Here is a 17676-nt window from a genome sequence, read left to right as displayed (position 1 = left end):
ACGGTGGGGAGGCAAGGGCCCCTCAGCCCCGGCGCCGGAGCTCCAGCCACAGCCAGCCGGCCAGCGCTACCGGGACGGCGAGGAAGGCGGTCATCGCCGGCACCGTGCCGAAGGTCGAGCCCAGCCAGGCCAGCAGCAGCGGGGTGCCGAACCCGGCGTAGGCGAACGCGTAGAAGGCGCTGTTCATGGCGCCCCGGGCCTGCGGAGGCGCCAGCCGGGCAGTGAGGGTCAGCCCCGCGGTGAGGCAGAGCCCACCCGCACCGCCGAGCAGCGCCGCCGAGGGGAGCAGCAGCGCCTCGGAACCGGTGACGATCGCCGCGACGCCGAGGGCGTGCCCGACCGCGGCGAGCACCATCCCCAGCGGTGCCGCACCCCGTGCCGCGCGCCGGCCGAGCCGGGCGGCGACCGCACTGGCGCCCAGCGCCAGCCCCGCGACCAGCCCGGCGTAGGCGACGCCCACCCCGTCGGGGACCACCAGCAGCGGCAGCAGCGTCGCTGCGATCGTCGGGAACGCGAACACCCCGACGGCGGTGGGTGCCAGCGCCGCCCAGAAGGGGCGGCGGGCCTCCGGGGGCAGGCCCAGCGTCATCAGCTTGCCGCCGTGGCGGGCCTGCACGGTCTCCGGCACGGTGGCCAGCGCACCCAGCCCGACGACCAGGACGGCGACGTGCACCAGGTACGGCAGCGTGGTCGGGGCCGGGCCGTACTGGGCGAGCAGCCCGCTCATCGCCGGTGCGACGGCGAAGCCCAGCGACGTGGACACCGCGCCCCGGGTGGCCGCCGACTGCTGACCGTCCGGGCCGGCCAGCTCCTGCAGCCAGGCGTTGGCCACGGAGAAGACCACCCCGGAGACGACGCCCTGCAGCAGCCGCCCGGCGTAGAGCAGCGGCAGGTGGTCGACGGCAGGCAGGAAGAGCAGGGAGACCAGGCCGGCCAGCACGGCGAACGGCAGGACCAGGGCCCGCCGGCCGAACCGGTCCGAGGCGGGCCCGGACAGGGTCAGCGCGGCGATCAGGCCGATCGCGTAGCAGCCGAAGACGGCGGTGACGTCGGCGTCGGAGAGGTCCAGCGTGCGCCGGTAGACCAGCAGCAGCGGCGTGGGGATGTTGGTGCCCAGGGCGACGGTGAACAGCCCGAAGGTGAGCGCGTCGAGCTTCCGCCGCGCAGGGTCCCGCTGGAGCGTGGCCGCCGGCATCCCCGGGACGCTACCGGGAGGCGGCGAGTCGATTGACTTTCGATAGCTGAGGATCGAGGATCGATCCATGGAGCCCGAGGAGTGCGCGGACGTGCTGGTCGTCGGCGCCGGGCTGGCCGGGCTGCACGCCGCCACCCTGCTCGCCCGGCGCGGCCACGACGTGCTGCTGGCCGAACGTCGTCCCGGCCTCAGCGGCGCGATCCGGACGACCGGGATCTTCGTCCGCAAGACCCTCGACGACTTCCCGCTGCCGCCCGACTGCCTCGGGCCACCGATCCGGCGGGTGGTGCTCCACCCGCCGTCACTGCGCCGCCCGGTGACGCTGGACAGCGGCCGCGACGAGTACCGGGTGGGCGACATGGGCGGGCTGTACCGGGCCGCCGCCCGCGCCGCGACCGACGCCGGCGTGCGGCTGGCGCTCGGCACGCGGTACTCCGGTCGGACAGCGGACCACTCGCTGCTGACCGGCCCGGACGGCCCGGTCCGGGTGCGCGCCCGGTTCGTGGTCGGTGCCGACGGAGCCCGCTCCCGGGTCGCGCGGGACCTGGGCCTGGACCGCAACCGGCACCTGCTGGTCGGCGCGGAGGAGGTCTTCGCCGTGCCCGGCAGCGCGGGGCCGCCTGCCTTCCACTGCGTGCTCGACCCCTCCCTGGCGCCCGGATACCTGGCCTGGGTGGTCAACGACGGGCAGCACGCCCACGTGGGGGTGGCCGGCTACGCCGACCGCTTCCCCGACGGCCTCCGCCGGGCCGTGCAGCGGTTCGGCGCCCGCGCCCCCGGCCTGTCCGGGGTGTCGCGGCCGGACGACGTCGAACTGCGCGGGGGCCCGATCCCGGTCGGCGGACTGCTGCGCCGGATCGGCTGCACCGACGGGCTGCTCGTGGGGGACGCCGCGGGCGCGGTCTCCCCGCTCACCGCCGGCGGCCTCGACCCCTGCCTGCGACTGTCCGAGCACGCCGCCGACGTGCTGGACGAGGCCCTGCGGACCGGGCGGCCCGAGGCGCTCGACCGGTACGACGGCGCGGCGCTGCGCAGCAGCTTCCGCGGGCGGCTGCTGCTGCGCCGGGGGCTGGCCCAGGTGCGCACGCCGGCCATGGCGACCGCGGCCTTCACCGCGCTGCGCACCCCGCTGGGGCAGGCGGCAGCGCGGCGCATCCTCTTCGGCGACCGGTCCTTCCCCGCGCCCGGCTGACCTGCCCGGCTCCAGGTGCTCAGACCGCGACGGCGCTGACGAACACGCAGATCCCCTCGCCGTCCGCGGCGTGTGCCCGCAGCCCGACGAGCCGGAGCAGCCGGAGCTCCACCCGGTGGACCAGACGGCGCAGGCCGGAGTAGTCCATCGAGCCGGCGGTCCGGACCTCCAGCTGGTCGAACCCGGCCTGTCGGACGTGTTCGGTCAGCATCCAGTCGGGGAGCAGCGTGATGTGCCCGGGCTGGTAGTAGTGCCCCGGTCCGAAGAACACGGGGGCGCCCCGCAGCACCGTCTTCAGCAGCGAGTGCGGGTGGGTGACGTTCGGGGTGCTGACCAGCAGCCGGTCCCCGACCCGCAGCATCGACCGGATCGACCGGAGCACCTGCCGCGGGTTCTCCACGTGCTCCAGCGTCTCGACGCAGACGACGATGTCGAAGGGGCCCCGGGTCTCCTCGGTCAGCTCCGGGTGGTCCAGGTCCAGCCGGGTGATCCAGTCGTGCGGCGGTTCTAGGTCGGTCGGCACCACGTCGAAGCCGGCATCCTTCAGCCGCATCGCCAGCGCACCGCAACCGGCCCCGACCTCCAGCACCCGGCCGCCCTGCGGGAGCGCGGCCTGCACCAGGGTCACCGCGTACTCGTGGACACCTGGTGCGGCGTGCACGGAGTGGCCGGCGTAGGACCGGTCGCTCGCTGTCCGCTGGATGGTCTTGCGCTCGACCCCGGTCACGCGGTCAGGGTGGCAGGAGTCGGCCCGGACGGCGATCCGACGTCGTCGGCGGGCCGGGGCGCGCGTCCAGGTGGCGCCCGGCGGCGTTACGTTGGCCCCATGTCGAACAGGACGCCGAGCGGTGTGCCCGGAGCGACCCTCCGCGAGCTGGGCCTGCCGCCGCGGACGGTGACCGTGCTGAACCGCGCGGGGGTCGACAGCGTGGCCGAGCTCGCGGCGCTCACCCGGGCCGAGCTGGCCGGGATCGCCGGCCTGGGCCCGGGGTCGCTCGCCGCGATCCGCGCCGTGGTGCCCGAGCCGACCACCGGCTCCGCGGGAGCCACGGAGCCGGAGCCGGTCGAGGAGGAGTCGCCGGATGCCCCGGCGATCCCGTCGTTCGACTCGCTCCGGGACCCGCGGCGGCGCACCGCGTTCGACGTGCTCGCCCCCGCGCCACCGCCGGCTGCACCCGCAGCCGAGCCCGCGCCTGCCCCCCGGCATGCACCGGTGGGGCATGCGCCTCCGGCGGAGTACCGCGACCTGCTGCGGTGGGGTGCACACCTGGCGATCGCTGCGGTGGGTGTCCCGCTGCGGGTGGCCCGGTGGTCGGTCCGGACGTCGCTGCGCCGGCTGCTCGGCGACTGAGCGGCACCCGACGCGGCCCGCGGCGGTCAGAACTGGAACACGATGCGGGCGGGGACGTGTCCGGCGAGCACGTCGGCCATCGCCTCGTTGACGTCGTCGAGCTTGCGGTCGACCGTGATCACCTTCGTGCGGCCGGCGGCGTGCAGGGCGAAGACGTCGGTGAGGTCGTTGCGGGTGCCGACGATCGAGCCGATCACGGACTTGCCGGACAGCACGGTGTCGAAGATCGGCAGCTGCATCGTGCCGTCGGCGGGCAGGGCCACGCAGACCAGCCGGCCGCCGCGGCGCAGCGACCGGTAGGCCTGGTCGAACGACGCCGGTGAGGCGGCGAGTGCCACCGCGACGTCGGCGCCGCCGAGGGCCTGGATCGCGGCGACCGGGTCGGTGGTGGCCGCGTTGACCACCTCGTCGGCGCCGAGCTCGCGGGCCATCTGGAGCTTGTCGTCCTGGACGTCGACGGCGACGACGAAGCCGCCGGCGATGCGGGCGTACTGCAGGGCCAGGTGCCCGAGCCCGCCGATGCCGAACACGGCCACGGTCTCGGCCGGGGCCACGCCGGCCACCTTGATCGCCTTGTAGGTGGTGACCCCGGCGCAGCTCAGCGGGGCGGCGTCGGAGCTGGAGACGCCCTCGGGGACCGGGGTGGCGAAGTCGGCGGCGACGACGGCGTACTCGGCCAGGGCCCCGTCGACGGAGTAGCCGGAGTTCTGCTGGGACTCGCACAGGGTCTCCCAGCCGCCGATGCAGTGCCGGCACTGCCCGCAGGCGGAGCCCAGCCAGGCGATCGCCACCCGGTCACCGACCGCCCGTGCGGTCACGCCCTCGCCGAGCTCCTCGACGACGCCGATGCCCTCGTGCCCGGGGACGAACGGGGGAGTCGGCTTGACCGGCCAGTCGCCGCGCGCGGCGTGGATGTCGGTGTGGCACAGGCCGCTGGCCTCCATCCGGACCAGCACCTGACCTGGCCCCGGCTGGGGGACGGGCACGTCCCGGACCTGGAGGGGGGCACCGAGCTCGGTGACGACGGCGGCCTTCATGGTGATCTCCGTTTCGACGACGGGGGTGTCGGCGTCGACGATCTCGGTGCTGGGCGCGGGCCGGCAGGGGCCAACGTCCCAGGCGGGCAGGACGAGGGCCCCCTGTGCCGGGTGCCCGGGGCGGGGAGCCTGGAGGCGCGGGCGGCAGCGCACCGCCGCCGTCCGGCCCGACTCGTCGCAGTGGAACGGAGCGCTCGTGGAGACCGTCGCCTACGTCGCCGTCGTCATCGCCCTCTGGGTCCTGGCCGGGCTCGCCGCCGTGATGGTGCTGCTCGCCCGGCAGGGCCACCGCCACTGGGGGTGGTACCTGATGGGCGCCGTCCTGGGCCCGCTGTTCATCCCGATCGCCGCCGAACGGGCCCGACGGGACGTCGCGGTGCTGGAGCGCGGGGAGGGGAGCCCCCGGAACGAGGACCCGGACCGGCTGACCGTCGTCGTGGGCGTGGACGGCTCCGCCGAGTCGGACGAGGCGGTACGGGAGGCGGGGCGGCTGTTCGCCGGCGGTGGGGCGGCCTTCGTCCTGGTGAGCGTGCTCGACCCCGACGTGGCCGAGTTCCCGGACGACCCCCGGCGGCGGGCCGCCGACGACCTGCTCACCGACCGGGCGGGCTGGCTGCCCGAGGGCGCCGTGCTGGAGATCGGCTGCGGACAGCCCGCCCGGGTGCTGCTGGAGATCGCCCGGGCCGAGGCCGCCGACGTCCTCGTGCTCGGGCGCCGCGCACGGGGCTTCTCCCGCCGGCTGCTGGGCAGCGTCGCCGAGCGGCTGGCGCACGAGGCCGACGTCCCGGTGGTGTTCCCGCCCGCCGCCGTGGGCCGGCAGCCCGTCGACCGGACCACCGGCCAGGCCGGGCGCCCGGTCCGCCGCTCCTGACGGAGCCGGCCTCAGGACGGCGGGGAGGAGACCGCCGAGGAGCTCACCGCGCCGGCGAGCTCTCGGCGATCTGCTCGGCCCACGCCTGCACGGCCGCCCAGTCGCGGGAGTCGCCGTCGGGAGCGCGCAGCGCGGTCACCATGGCCAGCTCGCCGACCCGAGCAGGGCCCGGTCCAGTCGCCCGGGCAGCACCCGGTGTCCACGGGCGCCCACGGACGAGCCGATCGGCTCGGCGTCGTGCGGCTCGTCCGGGGGGAAGGGCGGTGCGCGCCGGGGTCCCGGGTCCCGGCTGCCCAGGACCTTCGACCCGTGGCCGCGGCGGGGCAGTCAGCCCGGGGGCCGGCTGTCCGGTCCCTGGTCGTCGGGCAGCACGCGCGCGGCCACGACGCCCGGGACGGTCCGGGCGAGGGTCTCGACGGTGGCCCGCTCGCCGTCGGCCCCCGGGGCGCCGCGGGACCGCCGGACGGTCGCGACGCCCTCGGCGACCTCCACCGCCCAGCTGCCGGTCTCCTGCGTGTAGCTCTCCACCAGCCGGAGCAGGTCGGCCCGGATCTCCTCGTCCGGGCGGGCCAGCGGGCGCAGCAGGTCCCGGCGGCTGACGATGCCCGCCAGCCGCTCCCCGTCCAGCACCGGCACGCTGCGCAGCCGGGCGTCGACGAACAGCCGCGCCACGTCGGACACGTCCGCCGTCACCGGCACCGTGCGGACCGACGTCGTCATCACCCCGCGCACGAGCAGGGCCGGTGGCGTGTCGGGCACGGGCGACCGGCGGAGGTGGAGCCGGGGGTCGGGCGGCAGCCGGTCCCGGAGGACGTCGGCCTCGGCGACGATCCCGATCACGGCGCCGTCCTCGCCGACCACCGGCAGGGCGGCGAAGCCCCGCTCGGCCATGACCTCGGCCGCGTACTTCGCCGAGGTGTCCGGCCCCACGGTGACCACCTCGGGTGTCATCACGTCCCTGACCTGCACGGCTCCTCCTCGTCGTCGGCGGTGTCGCCGGCCGTGTCCTCGGCGGTGCGCCCCCGACGGTAGAGCCGTCGGCGGCGTCCCGGCAGGGTCCTCGGACCCGACCGGGGACGTGCTCGCCCAGCTGCCGGGTGTTCCGCTCTGGCGGAGACAGGTGAAGTCCGCTTCACTTGTCCTCGTCGTGGAGGGGAGTACCCCAACGCCACCTCGTCGTCAGCACGGCCCTCGTGGCCCGGCGGGATGGGGCTCCTGGGCGGGTGTCCGGGAGCGGGGGAGACCTCCGGTCGCACCTGACCGGAAGGTGCCCTGTGGACGTCCCCCTCTGGATCTGGCTCGCCGTGCTGGCGGTCATCCTCGTCATGCTCGCCGTCGACCTCTTCGCCCACCGGAACGCGCACGTGATCGGCGTGCGGGAGGCCGCCGGCTGGTCGGCCGTCTGGGTCGGGCTCGGCGTGGCGTTCGGCTCCGTCGTCTGGTGGCAGGCGGGGAGTGAGTACGGCCAGCAGTACGTCGCCGGGTACCTGAGCGAGAAGTCGCTTGCCGTGGACGACGTGTTCGTATGGGCGATCGTGCTGACGTACTTCGCCGTGCCCCGGGAGTACCAGCACCGGGTGCTCTTCCTCGGCGTCCTCGGTGCGCTGGTCTTCCGCGGCATCTTCATCGCCGCCGGGTCGGTGCTCATCGCCAGCTTCAGCTGGGTGCTGTACGTCTTCGCGGCGTTCCTGCTCGTCACCGGCGTCCGGATGGCCTGGCAGCGCAACGAGCACCTGGACCCGGAGCGGTCGCGGGCGCTGCGCGCCTTCCGCCGCTTCGTGCCGATGACCGACGCGTACCACGGCCAGCGCCTCGTGGTGCGGATCGGCGGGCGACTGGTCGCCACGCCGCTGCTCGCCGTGCTGGTCGTCATCGAGGTCACCGACGTCGTCTTCGCGGTCGACTCGATCCCGGCGATCTTCGCGGTCACCGACGAGCCGTTCCTGGTGTTCACCGCCAACGCCTTCGCCGTGCTGGGCCTGCGCGCGATGTACTTCCTGCTCGCCGACCTGATGCACCGGTTCGTGTACCTCAAGGCCGGCCTGGCGCTGGTGCTGGTCTGGGTCGGGGTCAAGATGATGCTGAAGGTCGACCTGTTCTACGTGCCGACGACGATCTCGCTGGCCGTCGTCGCCACGATCATCGGCGTCTCGGTCGTGGCCAGCCTGCGGGCGACGCGTGGTCAGGGCCGGACGCCGGTGGCATCGGGGGCCGCTGCGCCCTTCCGGGTCGCCTCGGCCGAGGAGACGGCGGCGCTGGAGCCGACCTGGCGGCGGCAGCGGGTGGACACGACGGGAGAGGGGCACGGCGGGCGATGACCGGTGAGCGGCGGTGGACGTTCCTGACCAACCACGGGCACGTCCTGCTGGCCGTCGCCGGCGCCCCCGACCTCCGGGTCGCGGAGATCGCCGCGCAGGTGGGCATCTCGCCCCGCGCTGCGCTGGCGATCCTCCGCGACCTGGAGGACACCGGGTACGTGCGGCGGACGCGGGTCGGCCGCCGCACGCACTACACCGTGCAGCCGCACCAGCCGTTCCGGCACCCCGCTGCGGCGGCCCACGAGGTGGACGAACTGCTGGCCATCTTCGGTGGCCCATCGCCGTCCGGTGCCACCGCCGACACCGCCGGACAGTGACGTGCGCCACTCCGGCCACCTAGGCTGCGGGTGTTCCTGACCGATCGGTCGGGAACCGCCCCGGGATGGGTCGCTGGTGCCCCGCGCCCACGGACGGGGCCGGTCGCACCGTCCCTGCTCGGAGAGGAGCACCCCGTGCCCGTCACCACCCGCGTCTCGCTCGTCCGCAAGGCACCCGGCACCTACGAGACGGCCACCGTCGAGCTCGACGACCCACGCCAGGGCGAGGTCACCGTCAAGCTCGCCGCGTCCGGGCTGTGCCACTCCGACGACCACGTCGCCACCGGGGACGTGCCGGTCGCCGTCTACCCCTACGTCGGCGGCCACGAGGGTGCCGGTGTGGTCACCGCGGTCGGGCCGAACACCCCCGGCTACGAGGTCGGTGACCACGTCGTCTTCTCGTTCCTGCCCGCCTGCGGGCACTGCGAGCCGTGCGCCCAGGGGCAGAGCAACCTCTGCGACCTGGGTGCCTCCCTGCTCACCGGCGCCCGGGCCGAGGACCCGACCAGCTTCCGGATGACCGAGGACGGCAACCCCGTCGGCCAGCAGTGCGGCATCTCCACCTTCAGCGAGTACACGACCGCCTCGGTCGACTCGGTGGTGAAGATCAGCAAGGACGTCCCGCTGAGGTCCGCCGCCCTGGTGGGCTGCGGGGTGCCCACCGGCTGGGGCTCGGCGGTCCGCTCGGCGAACCTCAAGCCGGGCGCCACGGTGATCGTGATGGGCATCGGCGGCATCGGCGCCAACGCCCTGCAGGGTGCGGTGCACGCCGGCGCCAGCACGGTCATCGCGGTCGACCCGGCCCCGTTCAAGCAGGAGAAGGCCAAGGAGTTCGGCGCCACGCACGCCTTCGCCGGCATCGAGGAGGCCACCGAGTACGCCCGGTCGATCACCAACGGGCAGGGCGCCGACGCCGTCATCATCACGATCGGCGTGGTGCAGGGCGAGCACGTGGCCCAGGCGCTGGCCGCGATCCGCAAGGCCGGCACCGTCGTGCTCACCGGGCTGGGCGACATCACCGCCACCGGCGCGCCCATCGCGCTCGGCGACCTGACGCTCATGCAAAAGCGGCTCCAGGGGTCGCTGTTCGGCGAGTCCAACCCGCGGCACGACATCCCCGCCCTGCTGCGCATGTACCAGGCCGGTCAGCTGAAGCTCGACGAGCTGGTCACCAGGGAGTACACCCTGGACCAGGTCGCCGAGGCCTACGAGGACATGCACGCCGGCAAGAACATCCGCGGCGTCATCGTCTTCGACTGACGCCGGACCGCGCCGCCCCAGCTCCTCGCCGGGGCGGCGCAGTTCAGGAGGGCGGGCGGCTGATCGTGGCGAGGAAGTCCTCGAGCACGGCCGTCTGGCGTTCCGGGGTGTTGTGGCGGGGGGAGAAGCAGGCGTTGATCTGCATCCCCATCGTCAGCGCGAGCACCGCGTCGACGATCCGGTCGTGCGGCCGGCCCGGTGCCAGTTCGCCGGCGGCCCGGGCCTGGCCCAGGTACATCCGCATCTCCTCGCGCCAGGTCTCCATGGCGCTGTCGTAGAACTCCACCAGCTCCGGCTGGCCGGCGGCGTAGTCCCAGAAGCCGATGACCACCCGGGCCTCGGCGAGCCGGACCTCGTCCAGCGGCATGATCTCCAGGCACAGCAGCCGGAACGCGGTGAGCCCGCCACCGTCACCGATCGCGGCACGGGCCCGCTCGTTCGTGGCGTCGAACGCCCGTTGGAACGCCGCCCGGAGCACGGCGTCCTTGTCCGGGAAGTACCGGGCCAGCGCGCCGTTGGCGTACCCGGCCTCCGCGGCCAGCTCCCGCATGGTGACCGCGATGAAACCCTTGCGGACGATCAGCGACCACACCGCCTCGATGATCTCGGTGCGGCGGGCGGCGTGGTCGACGATCTTCGGCACGGGGCTCCTCGGGACGCGGGGGGTGCTCAGATGAGCATCGCGGTCATCCCCGACAGCATCACCAGCCCCCCGGAGAACCGGAGGGCCCCCAGTGCCCGCCCGGCACGCTCCGGCCGCGCCGGGACGTCCCCGGCCCGGTCGCGCAGCACGCCCTCGCGGGTCAGGTGCCGCACGGCGAGCCAGACCACCAGGACCGCGACGGCGTAGGGCAGGGTGCCCGCGGCGCCCCCGTGGTGTGTGCCGTGCACCCCCGCCACCGCGGTCCCGCCGTCGACGCCGGCGAGCGCGATGAGCGCGGCCATGGCCGCGGTGTCGACCGCACCGGACCAGCGGGCGCACCGCGTCCGCACCCGGCGCAGCTGCCACCCCAGGACGGCCGCCAGGGCGAGCAGCGCCACCGGCTCGCCCAGCGGCCGGGCGGCGGGCCACCAGGCCAGCACCATCGCCGCCAGTCCCAGGGCGTGTGGCACCCACAGCCCCGGCCGGTGGGGGAAGTGCCCGATCATCGCCAGTCCCGCACCCGCGCCGCAGACCACCAGATGAGCGGTCACGGCTCAGCCCACGACGTCGCGCAGCGCCGGGCGCTGGTCGGCGTCCCGGGAGAGCGCCGCGCCGACCACCAGCCCGACCAGGAAGAGCACGAAGGGCAGCAGCACCAGCGTCCAGCCGGTGGCGCTGAGCTGCCAGGCCGTCACGGTGGGGTCGACTCCCTCGGGGACGGTGCCGGCCAGCAGGCCGAACCGGCCGATCAGCAGGTAGAGCCCGGTGGCCAGGCCGAGGGCGGCGAGCACGGGTGCGGCCAGCGTCGACCACCAGTGGCCCCCGCGCCCCGTCCCGCGGAAGTGCACCAGGACGGCCAGGCAGACGAGGATCTCCACCAGCACGACGGAGATGACCGCCATCCCGGAGGACCAGTAGAAGAGGTTGAGCACCGGGTCCAGGCCGGCGAGGGCGAAGACCACGATGACCGCGCCGGTGAGGACGCTGGTCACGATCGCCCCGATGCCGGGGGCGCCGTGCCGGTTGGTGCTCTGCAGCGCCCCGGGGAAGACCCCGGCCCGGCCGAGGGAGAAGAAGTAGCGGGCGCTGCAGTTCTGGAAGGCCAGCAGCCCGGCGAACAGGCTGGAGAGCACCAGCCAGCTCATCACCGTGGCCAGCCAGTCGCCGACGTAGCTGGCGGCGACGGAGAACAGCACCGCTGCCGGGTCGGCCAGCGGCACGCCGTCCACCGAGGACTCCTCGAGCACCCGGGCGACGACGTCGTCGGTGCCCAGTCCGCTCACCACGGCCCAGGAGGCCGCCGCGAAGATGACGGTGATCAGCCCGACCGCGGCGTAGGTGGCCCGCGGCACGGTGCGCTCGGGGTCCTTGCTCTCCTCGCCGTAGATGGCGGTGGCCTCGAAGCCGATGTAGGAGGCGAACGCGAACGCCAGCGCGATGCCGGCCGAGCCGGCCAGGCCGCCCACGAAGACGTTCTGCGGGGCGAAGGACTCGACGAGGTTCGCCCCGTCGGGGCCGCCGCCCTCGAGCATGACGGCGACGGCGACGACGGCCAGGCTGAGCAGCTCCAGCACCATGAGCGTGCCGAGGACCTTGGCGCCGACGTCGACGCTGACCAGCGAGAGGGCGAGCACCAGAGCCCAGGCGGCGAGCGTCCACAGCCACCAGGGGGCGTCGATGTCGAAGGTGGCGTCCATCTGCCCGGCCATCAGACCGCCGAAGAACCCGTAGACCGCCAGCTGGATGGTCAGGTAGGCGAACACGGAGACGAACGCCGAGCCGACGCCGGCAGACAGGCCCAGGCCGCGGCCGACGTAGGCGAAGAACGCGCCGGTGTTGGTCACCACCCGGCTCATCGCCGAGAAGGCGGAGGCGAACACCAGCAGGACGATCCCGACGGCGACGTAGGCGCCCGGGGCGCCGGCGCCGTTGCCGGCCGCGATGGCCACCGGCACGGCGCCGGTCATGCCGACCAGCGGGGCCGCGGCGGCGACGACGAAGAAGACGATGCCGAGGACGCCGAGCCGGCCGGACTTCAGCTGCTCGCCGTCGCTGCCCCGCCCGGCCGGCCGGTCGGGGGAGGTCAGCGCGGTCGGGCCGTTCGAGGTGGTCGGGCGCTCACTCACCGGAGGCCTCCGCACCCGAGCAGGAGCTGGCGCCGCCGGTGCAGTGCGCGGAGGTCGAGGCCGGCACGTCGAGGGTGGGATTCCGGTCGAAGAAGCCGAACGGCTTGAGCCGGAAGCCGGTGTAGTCGACGGGCATGATCGGCCAGTCCTCCGTCCGAGGCACGTGGGTGAGCCCGAAGGTGTGCCAGACGACCAGGTCCTGGCCGTCGATGTCCCGGTCGGCCGCGGCGTACTCCGGCAGCCCGGAGCCCCCGCTGTGCTGGTTGACGAAGTCCCCGGCCGCGTACCGCTCGGCGGCGTCGTAGCGGGTCACCCACAGGTGCCGGGTGGCGAACGCCGCCCGCCGGGCGATCGAGGAGTCCGGGTCCGACAGCAGCGTCGGCAGGCCCTCCGGGAACAGGGCGTAGCCGACGGGCTGGCCGACGTGGTTGAGCCGCTCGGGGTTGACGACGTGCCAGACCCGGTTGGTGGCCGGGGACGCGTCGCGCTGGGCCGCGGACTCGGTGGCCAGGGTGGTGCAGGAGGTGGTGAACGCGTTGCCGCGCTGGTTGTCCGGCCCCATCGGGAGGCGGACGACGTCCACCTCGTCGACCCGGTTGGCGATGCCGTCGACCGTCATGTCCAGGCGGGCGCTGAACAGGTGCTGGTGCAGCGGTGCGCCCAGCCCCGGGGCGATCTGCGAGGCGTAGGGGTAGTCGCCGCCGGCGTGCGCGGAGGTGAAGACGACGCCGGTCGCCTTGGCCTCGAACTCGATGGTGCCGTCGAGGTAGAGGTACCAGTAGAAGCCGTAGTCGTAGTTGCCCACGGTGGTGAAGAAGGAGACCACCAGCCGCCGCTGCCGGCGGGTCTGCTGCGATCCGCTCCACAGGTCGGTGTGCTTCCAGAGGATCCCGTAGTCCTCCTCGTGGATGCACACCGCGTTGGGCAGCGTGCGCGGGTTGCCCTGCTCGTCGGCGATGACGGCGTCCAGGTAGGTGATGTCGCCGAGGCAGTCGCAGCCCAGCTCGAGGGCGTTGGCGTAGCGGCCGACCAGGTACTCGCCGGTGTCGAAGTAGTTCTGCCAGGAGCGCACCGGGTTGGGGTCGGCGTAGGGGACGACCATCTCGGCGATCGAGGCGCGGTAGACGATCGGCCGCACGCCGGTGCCCTCGTCGAATCCGATCTGGTGCAGCACGAGGCCCTCGCGGGTGTCGAAGCCGACGCGCAGCGACCACTTCTCCCAGGTGAGCACGTTGCCCTCCAGGGTCAGGCTCGACCCCTGGGGCTGGGTGATCTCGATCGGCTTCTGCGTGGTCCGCGGCGGGCCGCTGACCGCCGGGTCGTCGTAGTTGCCCGAGCCGGCGGGCACCGGGACGGCGCCGGTGTCGATGACCTGGTCGACGACCCGGTTGATCGTGTCGACGTAGGCCACCAGCCCGTCGATCGGGTGTGCCCAGGCCGAGTCCGTGGGCGTCTCCTGCAGGAACGCCAGCCCGCGCAGGACCCGGCGCCCCGCCTCGTCCGGGTACTCCTCGTAGGCGCCGGCCGACAACGGGGCCACCCGGACCTGGGCGACGTCCAGGTCCCGGGCCGCCAGGGCGGCCAGCCACCGCTCGTCGGTGGACAGCAGCTGCTCGACCAGCTCGAACTCCTCGTCCAGCACCGGGAGCTGGCCGGAGGTGGCGGTGTCCAGCTCGACCGCCGAGACGACCTCGCCGGCGGTCGCGTCGACCACCACGTCGCGGGAGACCTGTGACGCCAGGTCCAGGAGCAGGACCCGGAAGCGCCGGGTGACCGGCTGCCCAGGACGGTGCGCCAGCACCTCCTGCTTGGGCGGTTCCTGCAGGCCGACGTAGACGAACCGGGTGCTGTCGGCGACCAGGCCGGCCGCGGCGGTGATCCGCCGTACCTCTTCGATCTCCGCGGGCTGGACGGGGTCCAGGGGATGGGTCAGCTGGAGCTGGGTGGTGGTCATGGCTGCACCTCGGAACGTCTACGGATGTTGACGAATGGGGGTGCGCGGCGAGGGGAGTGGCCGCGCGGTGTGGCGGACAGAGTGCCCCAGGTCACGTTTCAACGGAAGACCCTCATGTGACGTTCAGGTCAACTCGTGGCCTCGGACACCGGCGCGGGCTCGCAGGGAGAGCATGGGGAGCGCCCAGTCGGTCACCAGATCCACAGCACGCTCACTGACATGAACACATCCCGCCCCCAGCGCCTCCTCGTCGCCGGAGTCCTCGCCTCCCTGTTGTTCGGGACGGCGGCCTGCGGAGCCAGCACGGAGTCCACCGCGAGCGCCGCTGCGACGTCCTCTGTCTCGGCCTCGGCGGCTGACACCACCACCAGCACCACCACCGACACCACCACCGAGAGCCCGACCCTGGAGAGCCTGGTGGCGGAGGTGGCGGGCCAGTTCCAGCAGTTCACCTAGACCGACCCGGACACCGGCACGACGATGTCCTACAACCTGGTGGGGGAGAAGTTCATCTACACCGCCGCCGGTGACGCAACGCCTCCGGTGGTCAGGCCGACGTGCAGGCGATGCTGGATGCGGCGGGCGTCGACTACAGCGCGGTCACCGAGTGGGACGCGACCTGGTCGGCCGATGAACTGGAGGCGGCGGCCGCCGAACTGCTCGCCGAGGGCAGCAGCATCAACTTCGCCACCTTCGCCGAGGGCACCGTCCTCGCGGCGAACGGCTCGGCCTCCGGCCCGATGAACAGCGAGCACATGGCGTCCTTCCAGCCCGCGTACGAGATCGCGGCCCTGCGCGACTGGCTGTTCACGCAGACCAGCGGCTGACGTCCAGGGCCCGGCTCGACCACCTCGTCGAGCCGGGCCCTGGACGTGAGCGCACCCGGTCGGTCAGCCGCCGTGCGGGCGCTGCGCGCGCGGTGTCCGGGGCATCGGCGCGTTCCACCCGAACCGGACACCGAGCATCCGGACGGTGAAGCAGAGGACCGCCGCGCCGACGGCGGTGGCCACCCCGTACGCGTCGAGCCGGATGGCCACCACGGTGGCCGTCGCCCCGAGCAGCGCCGGGATCGCGTACAGGCCGCTGCGGAACACCGACGGCACCTGTCCGATCAGGACGTCGCGCAGCGTGCCGCCACCCACGCCGGTGAGCGCACCGAGCAGCACCGCCTGCGCCGGGCCGAGTCCCAGGGCGAGGGCCTTGGCGGCGCCGGTGACCGCGAAGAGGCTCAGTCCCGCGGCGTCCAGCACCGTGATCGGGGTGTTCAGCCGGTCCAGCCCGGGCCCGAAGACGAACGCCACCAGCCCGCCGACGGCGGCCACCGCCAGGTAGCGCCAGTCGCTGAACGTCGCCGGCGGCAGGCTGCCGAGCAGGACGTCCCGGATGATCCCGCCCCCGAGGGCCGTGGTCATCCCCAGCGTGACGACGCCGACGATGTCGAGCCGGGTCACCCGCAGCGCGGTCAGCGCACCGTTCAACGCGAAGGCGAACGTCCCGACGAGGTCGAGGGTGAGCAACAGCGTCGCCTCGGTGCTCACCGGCCGGTTCTACCAACACGCTCCCGGCCCGCTGCGGCGGGGCCACCGCAGCCTCCTGCGCCGGGAGGCTTGTGCTGTCCCGGCGCGTCCCTACGATCTTGGTCATGGCCGGTGGACCCGTCTCCGAGCAGCGTCTGGCCGACCTGGTGCTGCTGCGCCGGGTCCGGGACCGGATCGACCGCGAGTACGCCCAGCCACTGGACGTCGACGCGCTCGCCCGGGGGGTGCACGTGTCGGCCGGGCACCTGAGCCGGGAGTTCAAGCGGGCCTACGGGGAGTCGCCGTACGCCTACCTGATGACCCGGCGGATCGAGCGGGCGATGACGCTGCTGCGCCGGGGCGACCTCAGCGTGACCGAGGTCTGCTTCGCCGTCGGCTACGGGTCGCTGGGCACCTTCAGCACCCGCTTCACCGAACTGGTCGGGATGCCCCCGAGCGTCTACCGCGAGCAGGCCGTCCGGGGGAGCGCGGGGATCCCGCCGTGCCTGGCGAAACAGGTGACCAGACCGGTCAGGAATCGAGAAGCCCGGGCGCCGGTGCCGGCCCTAGCGTCGACGCCATGAACCTGACCATCCACTATGCGTTCCTGCCGCACACCGACCCGGAGGCCTCGCTGGCCTTCTACCGCGACGTCCTGGGCTTCGAGGTCCGCAACGACGTCGGCTACGAGGACATGCGCTGGATCACCGTCGGTCCGGCCGGCCAGCCGCAGACCTCCGTCGTCCTGCACCCGCCGGCCGCCGACCCCACCATCACCGAGGACGAGCGCCGCACCGTCCTGGAGCTGATCGCCAAGGGCAACTACGCCGCACTCACCCTGGGCACCGACGACCTCGACGGCACCTTCGGCAAGATCGAGGCCAGTGGCGCCGAGGTGCTCCAGGAGCCGACGGACCAGGACTACGGCGTCCGCGACTGCGCCTTCCGCGACCCGACGGGCAACCTGATCCGGATCAACCAGCTGAGCTGAGCCGTCGCTGGACGGCCCGGGCGCCCTACCGTGCGGGGGCATGGTGCAGCGATCGACGCTCCTGGCCGTCTCGGCGATCCAGCTGGCCGCTCAGCTGGCCGGTCACGTCGTCGCGCTGCGCCGCCGCCGGCACTTCGACGTCCCCTTCCTGGTGGGGAGCCCGGACCACCTCGTCCGGGACTGGCTCTGGTTCGGCACGGCCTTCAGCGCACCGCCGTACCTGCTCGGGCCGCAGGTCTGGGCGACCGCCCGGCTGCTCCGCGGGCCGGACGGCCGGGCCCGCTGGGTGCTCCGGTGGCTCGGCACCGGGCTGACGTTCGGCTACCTGAGCGAGCGCTGCACCCGCCTCCGGGTCAGCCCGGGCGGGTTCGACCCGGTCGAGACCCCGGTGGTGGTGGCCGGGTGGGGGTGCGCGGTGGCCATGGCGGTCCTCGCCCGCCGCTGACGGCCGGTCGACCGCGCAGTCGGGCGTCGAGCCGGGCCGCCTGGCACGGAGGGGTGCGGTCACCCGTCGGCGAGGTGGTCGAGCACCTCGGCCTCGCGCCGGAGCCGGCCGGCGGCCTCGTGCTGCCCGAGGGTGTCGTAGCGGTCGGCCTCGGTCCGGCGCTCCGCGATCCCTGCGCGCATGAGGGCGCGGACGTCGCCGATCGACATGGCGCGGCGGTCCGCCTCGGTGGAACCGACCCCGGTCCGGGTGCCGGCGAGGTGTGCGTTCGTGGCGCCGGTCGCGGTCCCCGGCGCGACGACGGCCTCGGCGTTGTCGATCGCGGCCAGGGCACTGCGGAGCGCGGCGACGGCGTCGGCCCGGCGCGACCTCATCGCGGTCACGAGCTCCGTGCGCAGCGCCGCGCGCAGCGACCGCACGTCGTCCGTGGCGTCGGTGTCCCCGTCCATCGGTCCTCCT

Annotated in this window: 21 protein-coding genes; 11 read left to right on the top strand and 10 right to left on the bottom strand. The window is 74.1% G+C overall.

Annotated elements, in window-relative coordinates; translation table 11 throughout:
* Positions 1 to 22: 22 nt before the first annotated feature.
* Entirely contained in the window at positions 23 to 1195 is a 1173-nt protein-coding gene (locus G5C62_RS00850) for an MFS transporter (RefSeq protein WP_164699661.1), read from the bottom strand.
* A gap of 67 nt (positions 1196 to 1262) precedes the next feature.
* Between G5C62_RS00850 and G5C62_RS00845 the strand changes: the two genes are divergently transcribed.
* On the top strand, positions 1263 to 2387 hold the full coding sequence (locus G5C62_RS00845; protein ID WP_164699662.1) for an NAD(P)/FAD-dependent oxidoreductase: 1125 nt from the start codon (positions 1263 to 1265) through the stop codon (positions 2385 to 2387).
* Positions 2388 to 2406: 19 nt separating this feature from the next.
* On the opposite strand, the gene G5C62_RS00840 is transcribed toward G5C62_RS00845, so the two are convergent.
* The gene (locus tag G5C62_RS00840) at positions 2407 to 3114 is read right to left on the bottom strand and encodes a bifunctional 2-polyprenyl-6-hydroxyphenol methylase/3-demethylubiquinol 3-O-methyltransferase UbiG (protein WP_164699663.1); all 708 of its coding nucleotides are present in this window, start codon (positions 3112 to 3114) and stop codon (positions 2407 to 2409) included.
* A 99-nt stretch (positions 3115 to 3213) separates the two neighbouring features.
* Between G5C62_RS00840 and G5C62_RS00835 the strand changes: the two genes are divergently transcribed.
* Positions 3214 to 3738, top strand: a complete 525-nt coding sequence (locus tag G5C62_RS00835; protein ID WP_164699664.1) for a DNA-directed RNA polymerase subunit alpha C-terminal domain-containing protein — start codon at positions 3214 to 3216, stop codon at positions 3736 to 3738.
* Positions 3739 to 3764: 26 nt separating this feature from the next.
* On the opposite strand, the gene adhP is transcribed toward G5C62_RS00835, so the two are convergent.
* A complete protein-coding gene (adhP, locus tag G5C62_RS00830; RefSeq protein ID WP_164699665.1) occupies positions 3765 to 4775 on the bottom strand; it encodes an alcohol dehydrogenase AdhP in 1011 nt (336 codons plus the stop codon).
* A 196-nt stretch (positions 4776 to 4971) separates the two neighbouring features.
* On the opposite strand from adhP, the gene G5C62_RS00825 reads away from it, so the two are divergent.
* Positions 4972 to 5646, top strand: coding sequence for a universal stress protein (locus tag G5C62_RS00825; protein WP_164699717.1), 675 nt, complete (start codon positions 4972 to 4974; stop codon positions 5644 to 5646).
* A gap of 327 nt (positions 5647 to 5973) precedes the next feature.
* On the opposite strand, the gene G5C62_RS00820 is transcribed toward G5C62_RS00825, so the two are convergent.
* Positions 5974 to 6615 carry an HPP family protein gene (locus G5C62_RS00820; RefSeq protein ID WP_164699667.1) on the bottom strand — a complete coding sequence of 214 codons (642 nt, stop codon included), beginning with the start codon at positions 6613 to 6615 and terminating at the stop codon, positions 5974 to 5976.
* Positions 6616 to 6920: 305 nt separating this feature from the next.
* On the opposite strand from G5C62_RS00820, the gene G5C62_RS00815 reads away from it, so the two are divergent.
* The 3 genes from G5C62_RS00815 (at position 6921) to G5C62_RS00805 (ending at position 9541) form a co-directional block, all read left to right on the top strand.
* Positions 6921 to 7964, top strand: coding sequence for a TerC family protein (locus G5C62_RS00815; RefSeq protein WP_164699716.1), 1044 nt, complete (start codon positions 6921 to 6923; stop codon positions 7962 to 7964).
* Positions 7961 to 8281 (top strand): winged helix-turn-helix domain-containing protein, encoded by a 321-nt coding sequence (locus G5C62_RS00810; RefSeq protein WP_036336131.1) that lies wholly within the window; start codon positions 7961 to 7963, stop codon positions 8279 to 8281. Before G5C62_RS00815 ends, G5C62_RS00810 begins: the two co-directional genes overlap by 4 nt.
* A 135-nt stretch (positions 8282 to 8416) precedes the next feature.
* Positions 8417 to 9541 (top strand): NDMA-dependent alcohol dehydrogenase, encoded by a 1125-nt coding sequence (locus G5C62_RS00805; protein ID WP_036336130.1) that lies wholly within the window; start codon positions 8417 to 8419, stop codon positions 9539 to 9541.
* Positions 9542 to 9584: 43 nt separating this feature from the next.
* On the opposite strand, the gene G5C62_RS00800 is transcribed toward G5C62_RS00805, so the two are convergent.
* From G5C62_RS00800 to G5C62_RS00785, 4 genes are read right to left on the bottom strand one after another with little or no spacing between them, the layout of a single operon-like run.
* Positions 9585 to 10184: a TetR/AcrR family transcriptional regulator gene (locus G5C62_RS00800; protein WP_036336128.1), complete on the bottom strand. Its 600-nt coding sequence runs from the start codon at positions 10182 to 10184 to the stop codon at positions 9585 to 9587.
* Positions 10185 to 10210: 26 nt separating this feature from the next.
* On the bottom strand, positions 10211 to 10735 hold the full coding sequence (locus tag G5C62_RS00795) for a DUF5134 domain-containing protein (protein WP_164699669.1): 525 nt from the start codon (positions 10733 to 10735) through the stop codon (positions 10211 to 10213).
* Positions 10736 to 10738: 3 nt separating this feature from the next.
* The gene (locus G5C62_RS00790; RefSeq protein ID WP_206330411.1) at positions 10739 to 12310 is read right to left on the bottom strand and encodes an APC family permease; all 1572 of its coding nucleotides are present in this window, start codon (positions 12308 to 12310) and stop codon (positions 10739 to 10741) included.
* Positions 12303 to 14264, bottom strand: coding sequence for a primary-amine oxidase (locus tag G5C62_RS00785; RefSeq protein ID WP_164699670.1), 1962 nt, complete (start codon positions 14262 to 14264; stop codon positions 12303 to 12305). Before G5C62_RS00785 ends, G5C62_RS00790 begins: the two co-directional genes overlap by 8 nt.
* Before the next feature lie 219 nt (positions 14265 to 14483).
* Between G5C62_RS00785 and G5C62_RS00780 the strand changes: the two genes are divergently transcribed.
* Both G5C62_RS00780 and G5C62_RS00775 read left to right on the top strand, forming a co-directional pair.
* The gene (locus tag G5C62_RS00780) at positions 14484 to 14720 is read left to right on the top strand and encodes a hypothetical protein (RefSeq protein WP_164699671.1); all 237 of its coding nucleotides are present in this window, start codon (positions 14484 to 14486) and stop codon (positions 14718 to 14720) included.
* A gap of 110 nt (positions 14721 to 14830) precedes the next feature.
* Positions 14831 to 15091: a hypothetical protein gene (locus tag G5C62_RS00775; RefSeq protein ID WP_164699672.1), complete on the top strand. Its 261-nt coding sequence runs from the start codon at positions 14831 to 14833 to the stop codon at positions 15089 to 15091.
* Positions 15092 to 15154: 63 nt separating this feature from the next.
* Here the strand turns inward: G5C62_RS00775 and G5C62_RS00770 are convergent, their stop codons facing one another.
* Positions 15155 to 15802, bottom strand: coding sequence for a trimeric intracellular cation channel family protein (locus G5C62_RS00770; RefSeq protein ID WP_036336121.1), 648 nt, complete (start codon positions 15800 to 15802; stop codon positions 15155 to 15157).
* 104 nt (positions 15803 to 15906) lie between these two features.
* Here G5C62_RS00770 and G5C62_RS00765 point away from each other — a divergent pair, with 104 nt between their 5' ends.
* The 3 genes from G5C62_RS00765 to G5C62_RS00755 are packed head-to-tail and all read left to right on the top strand — an operon-like array spanning position 15907 to position 17217.
* On the top strand, positions 15907 to 16365 hold the full coding sequence (locus G5C62_RS00765; RefSeq protein WP_036336120.1) for a helix-turn-helix transcriptional regulator: 459 nt from the start codon (positions 15907 to 15909) through the stop codon (positions 16363 to 16365).
* The gene (locus G5C62_RS00760) at positions 16362 to 16772 is read left to right on the top strand and encodes a VOC family protein (RefSeq protein WP_036336119.1); all 411 of its coding nucleotides are present in this window, start codon (positions 16362 to 16364) and stop codon (positions 16770 to 16772) included. The genes G5C62_RS00765 and G5C62_RS00760 overlap by 4 nt, the downstream gene beginning before the upstream one ends.
* A 40-nt stretch (positions 16773 to 16812) precedes the next feature.
* Positions 16813 to 17217 carry a hypothetical protein gene (locus G5C62_RS00755; protein WP_164699673.1) on the top strand — a complete coding sequence of 135 codons (405 nt, stop codon included), beginning with the start codon at positions 16813 to 16815 and terminating at the stop codon, positions 17215 to 17217.
* A gap of 59 nt (positions 17218 to 17276) precedes the next feature.
* On the opposite strand, the gene G5C62_RS00750 is transcribed toward G5C62_RS00755, so the two are convergent.
* A complete protein-coding gene (locus G5C62_RS00750) occupies positions 17277 to 17666 on the bottom strand; it encodes a hypothetical protein (protein WP_164699674.1) in 390 nt (129 codons plus the stop codon).
* Positions 17667 to 17676 lie beyond the last annotated feature (10 nt).

The sequence above is a fragment of the Modestobacter sp. KNN46-3 genome, assembly GCF_011039295.1.
The sequence above is the reverse complement of the archived record's forward strand: the minus strand, read 5'-3'. Positions and strand labels throughout refer to the sequence as shown.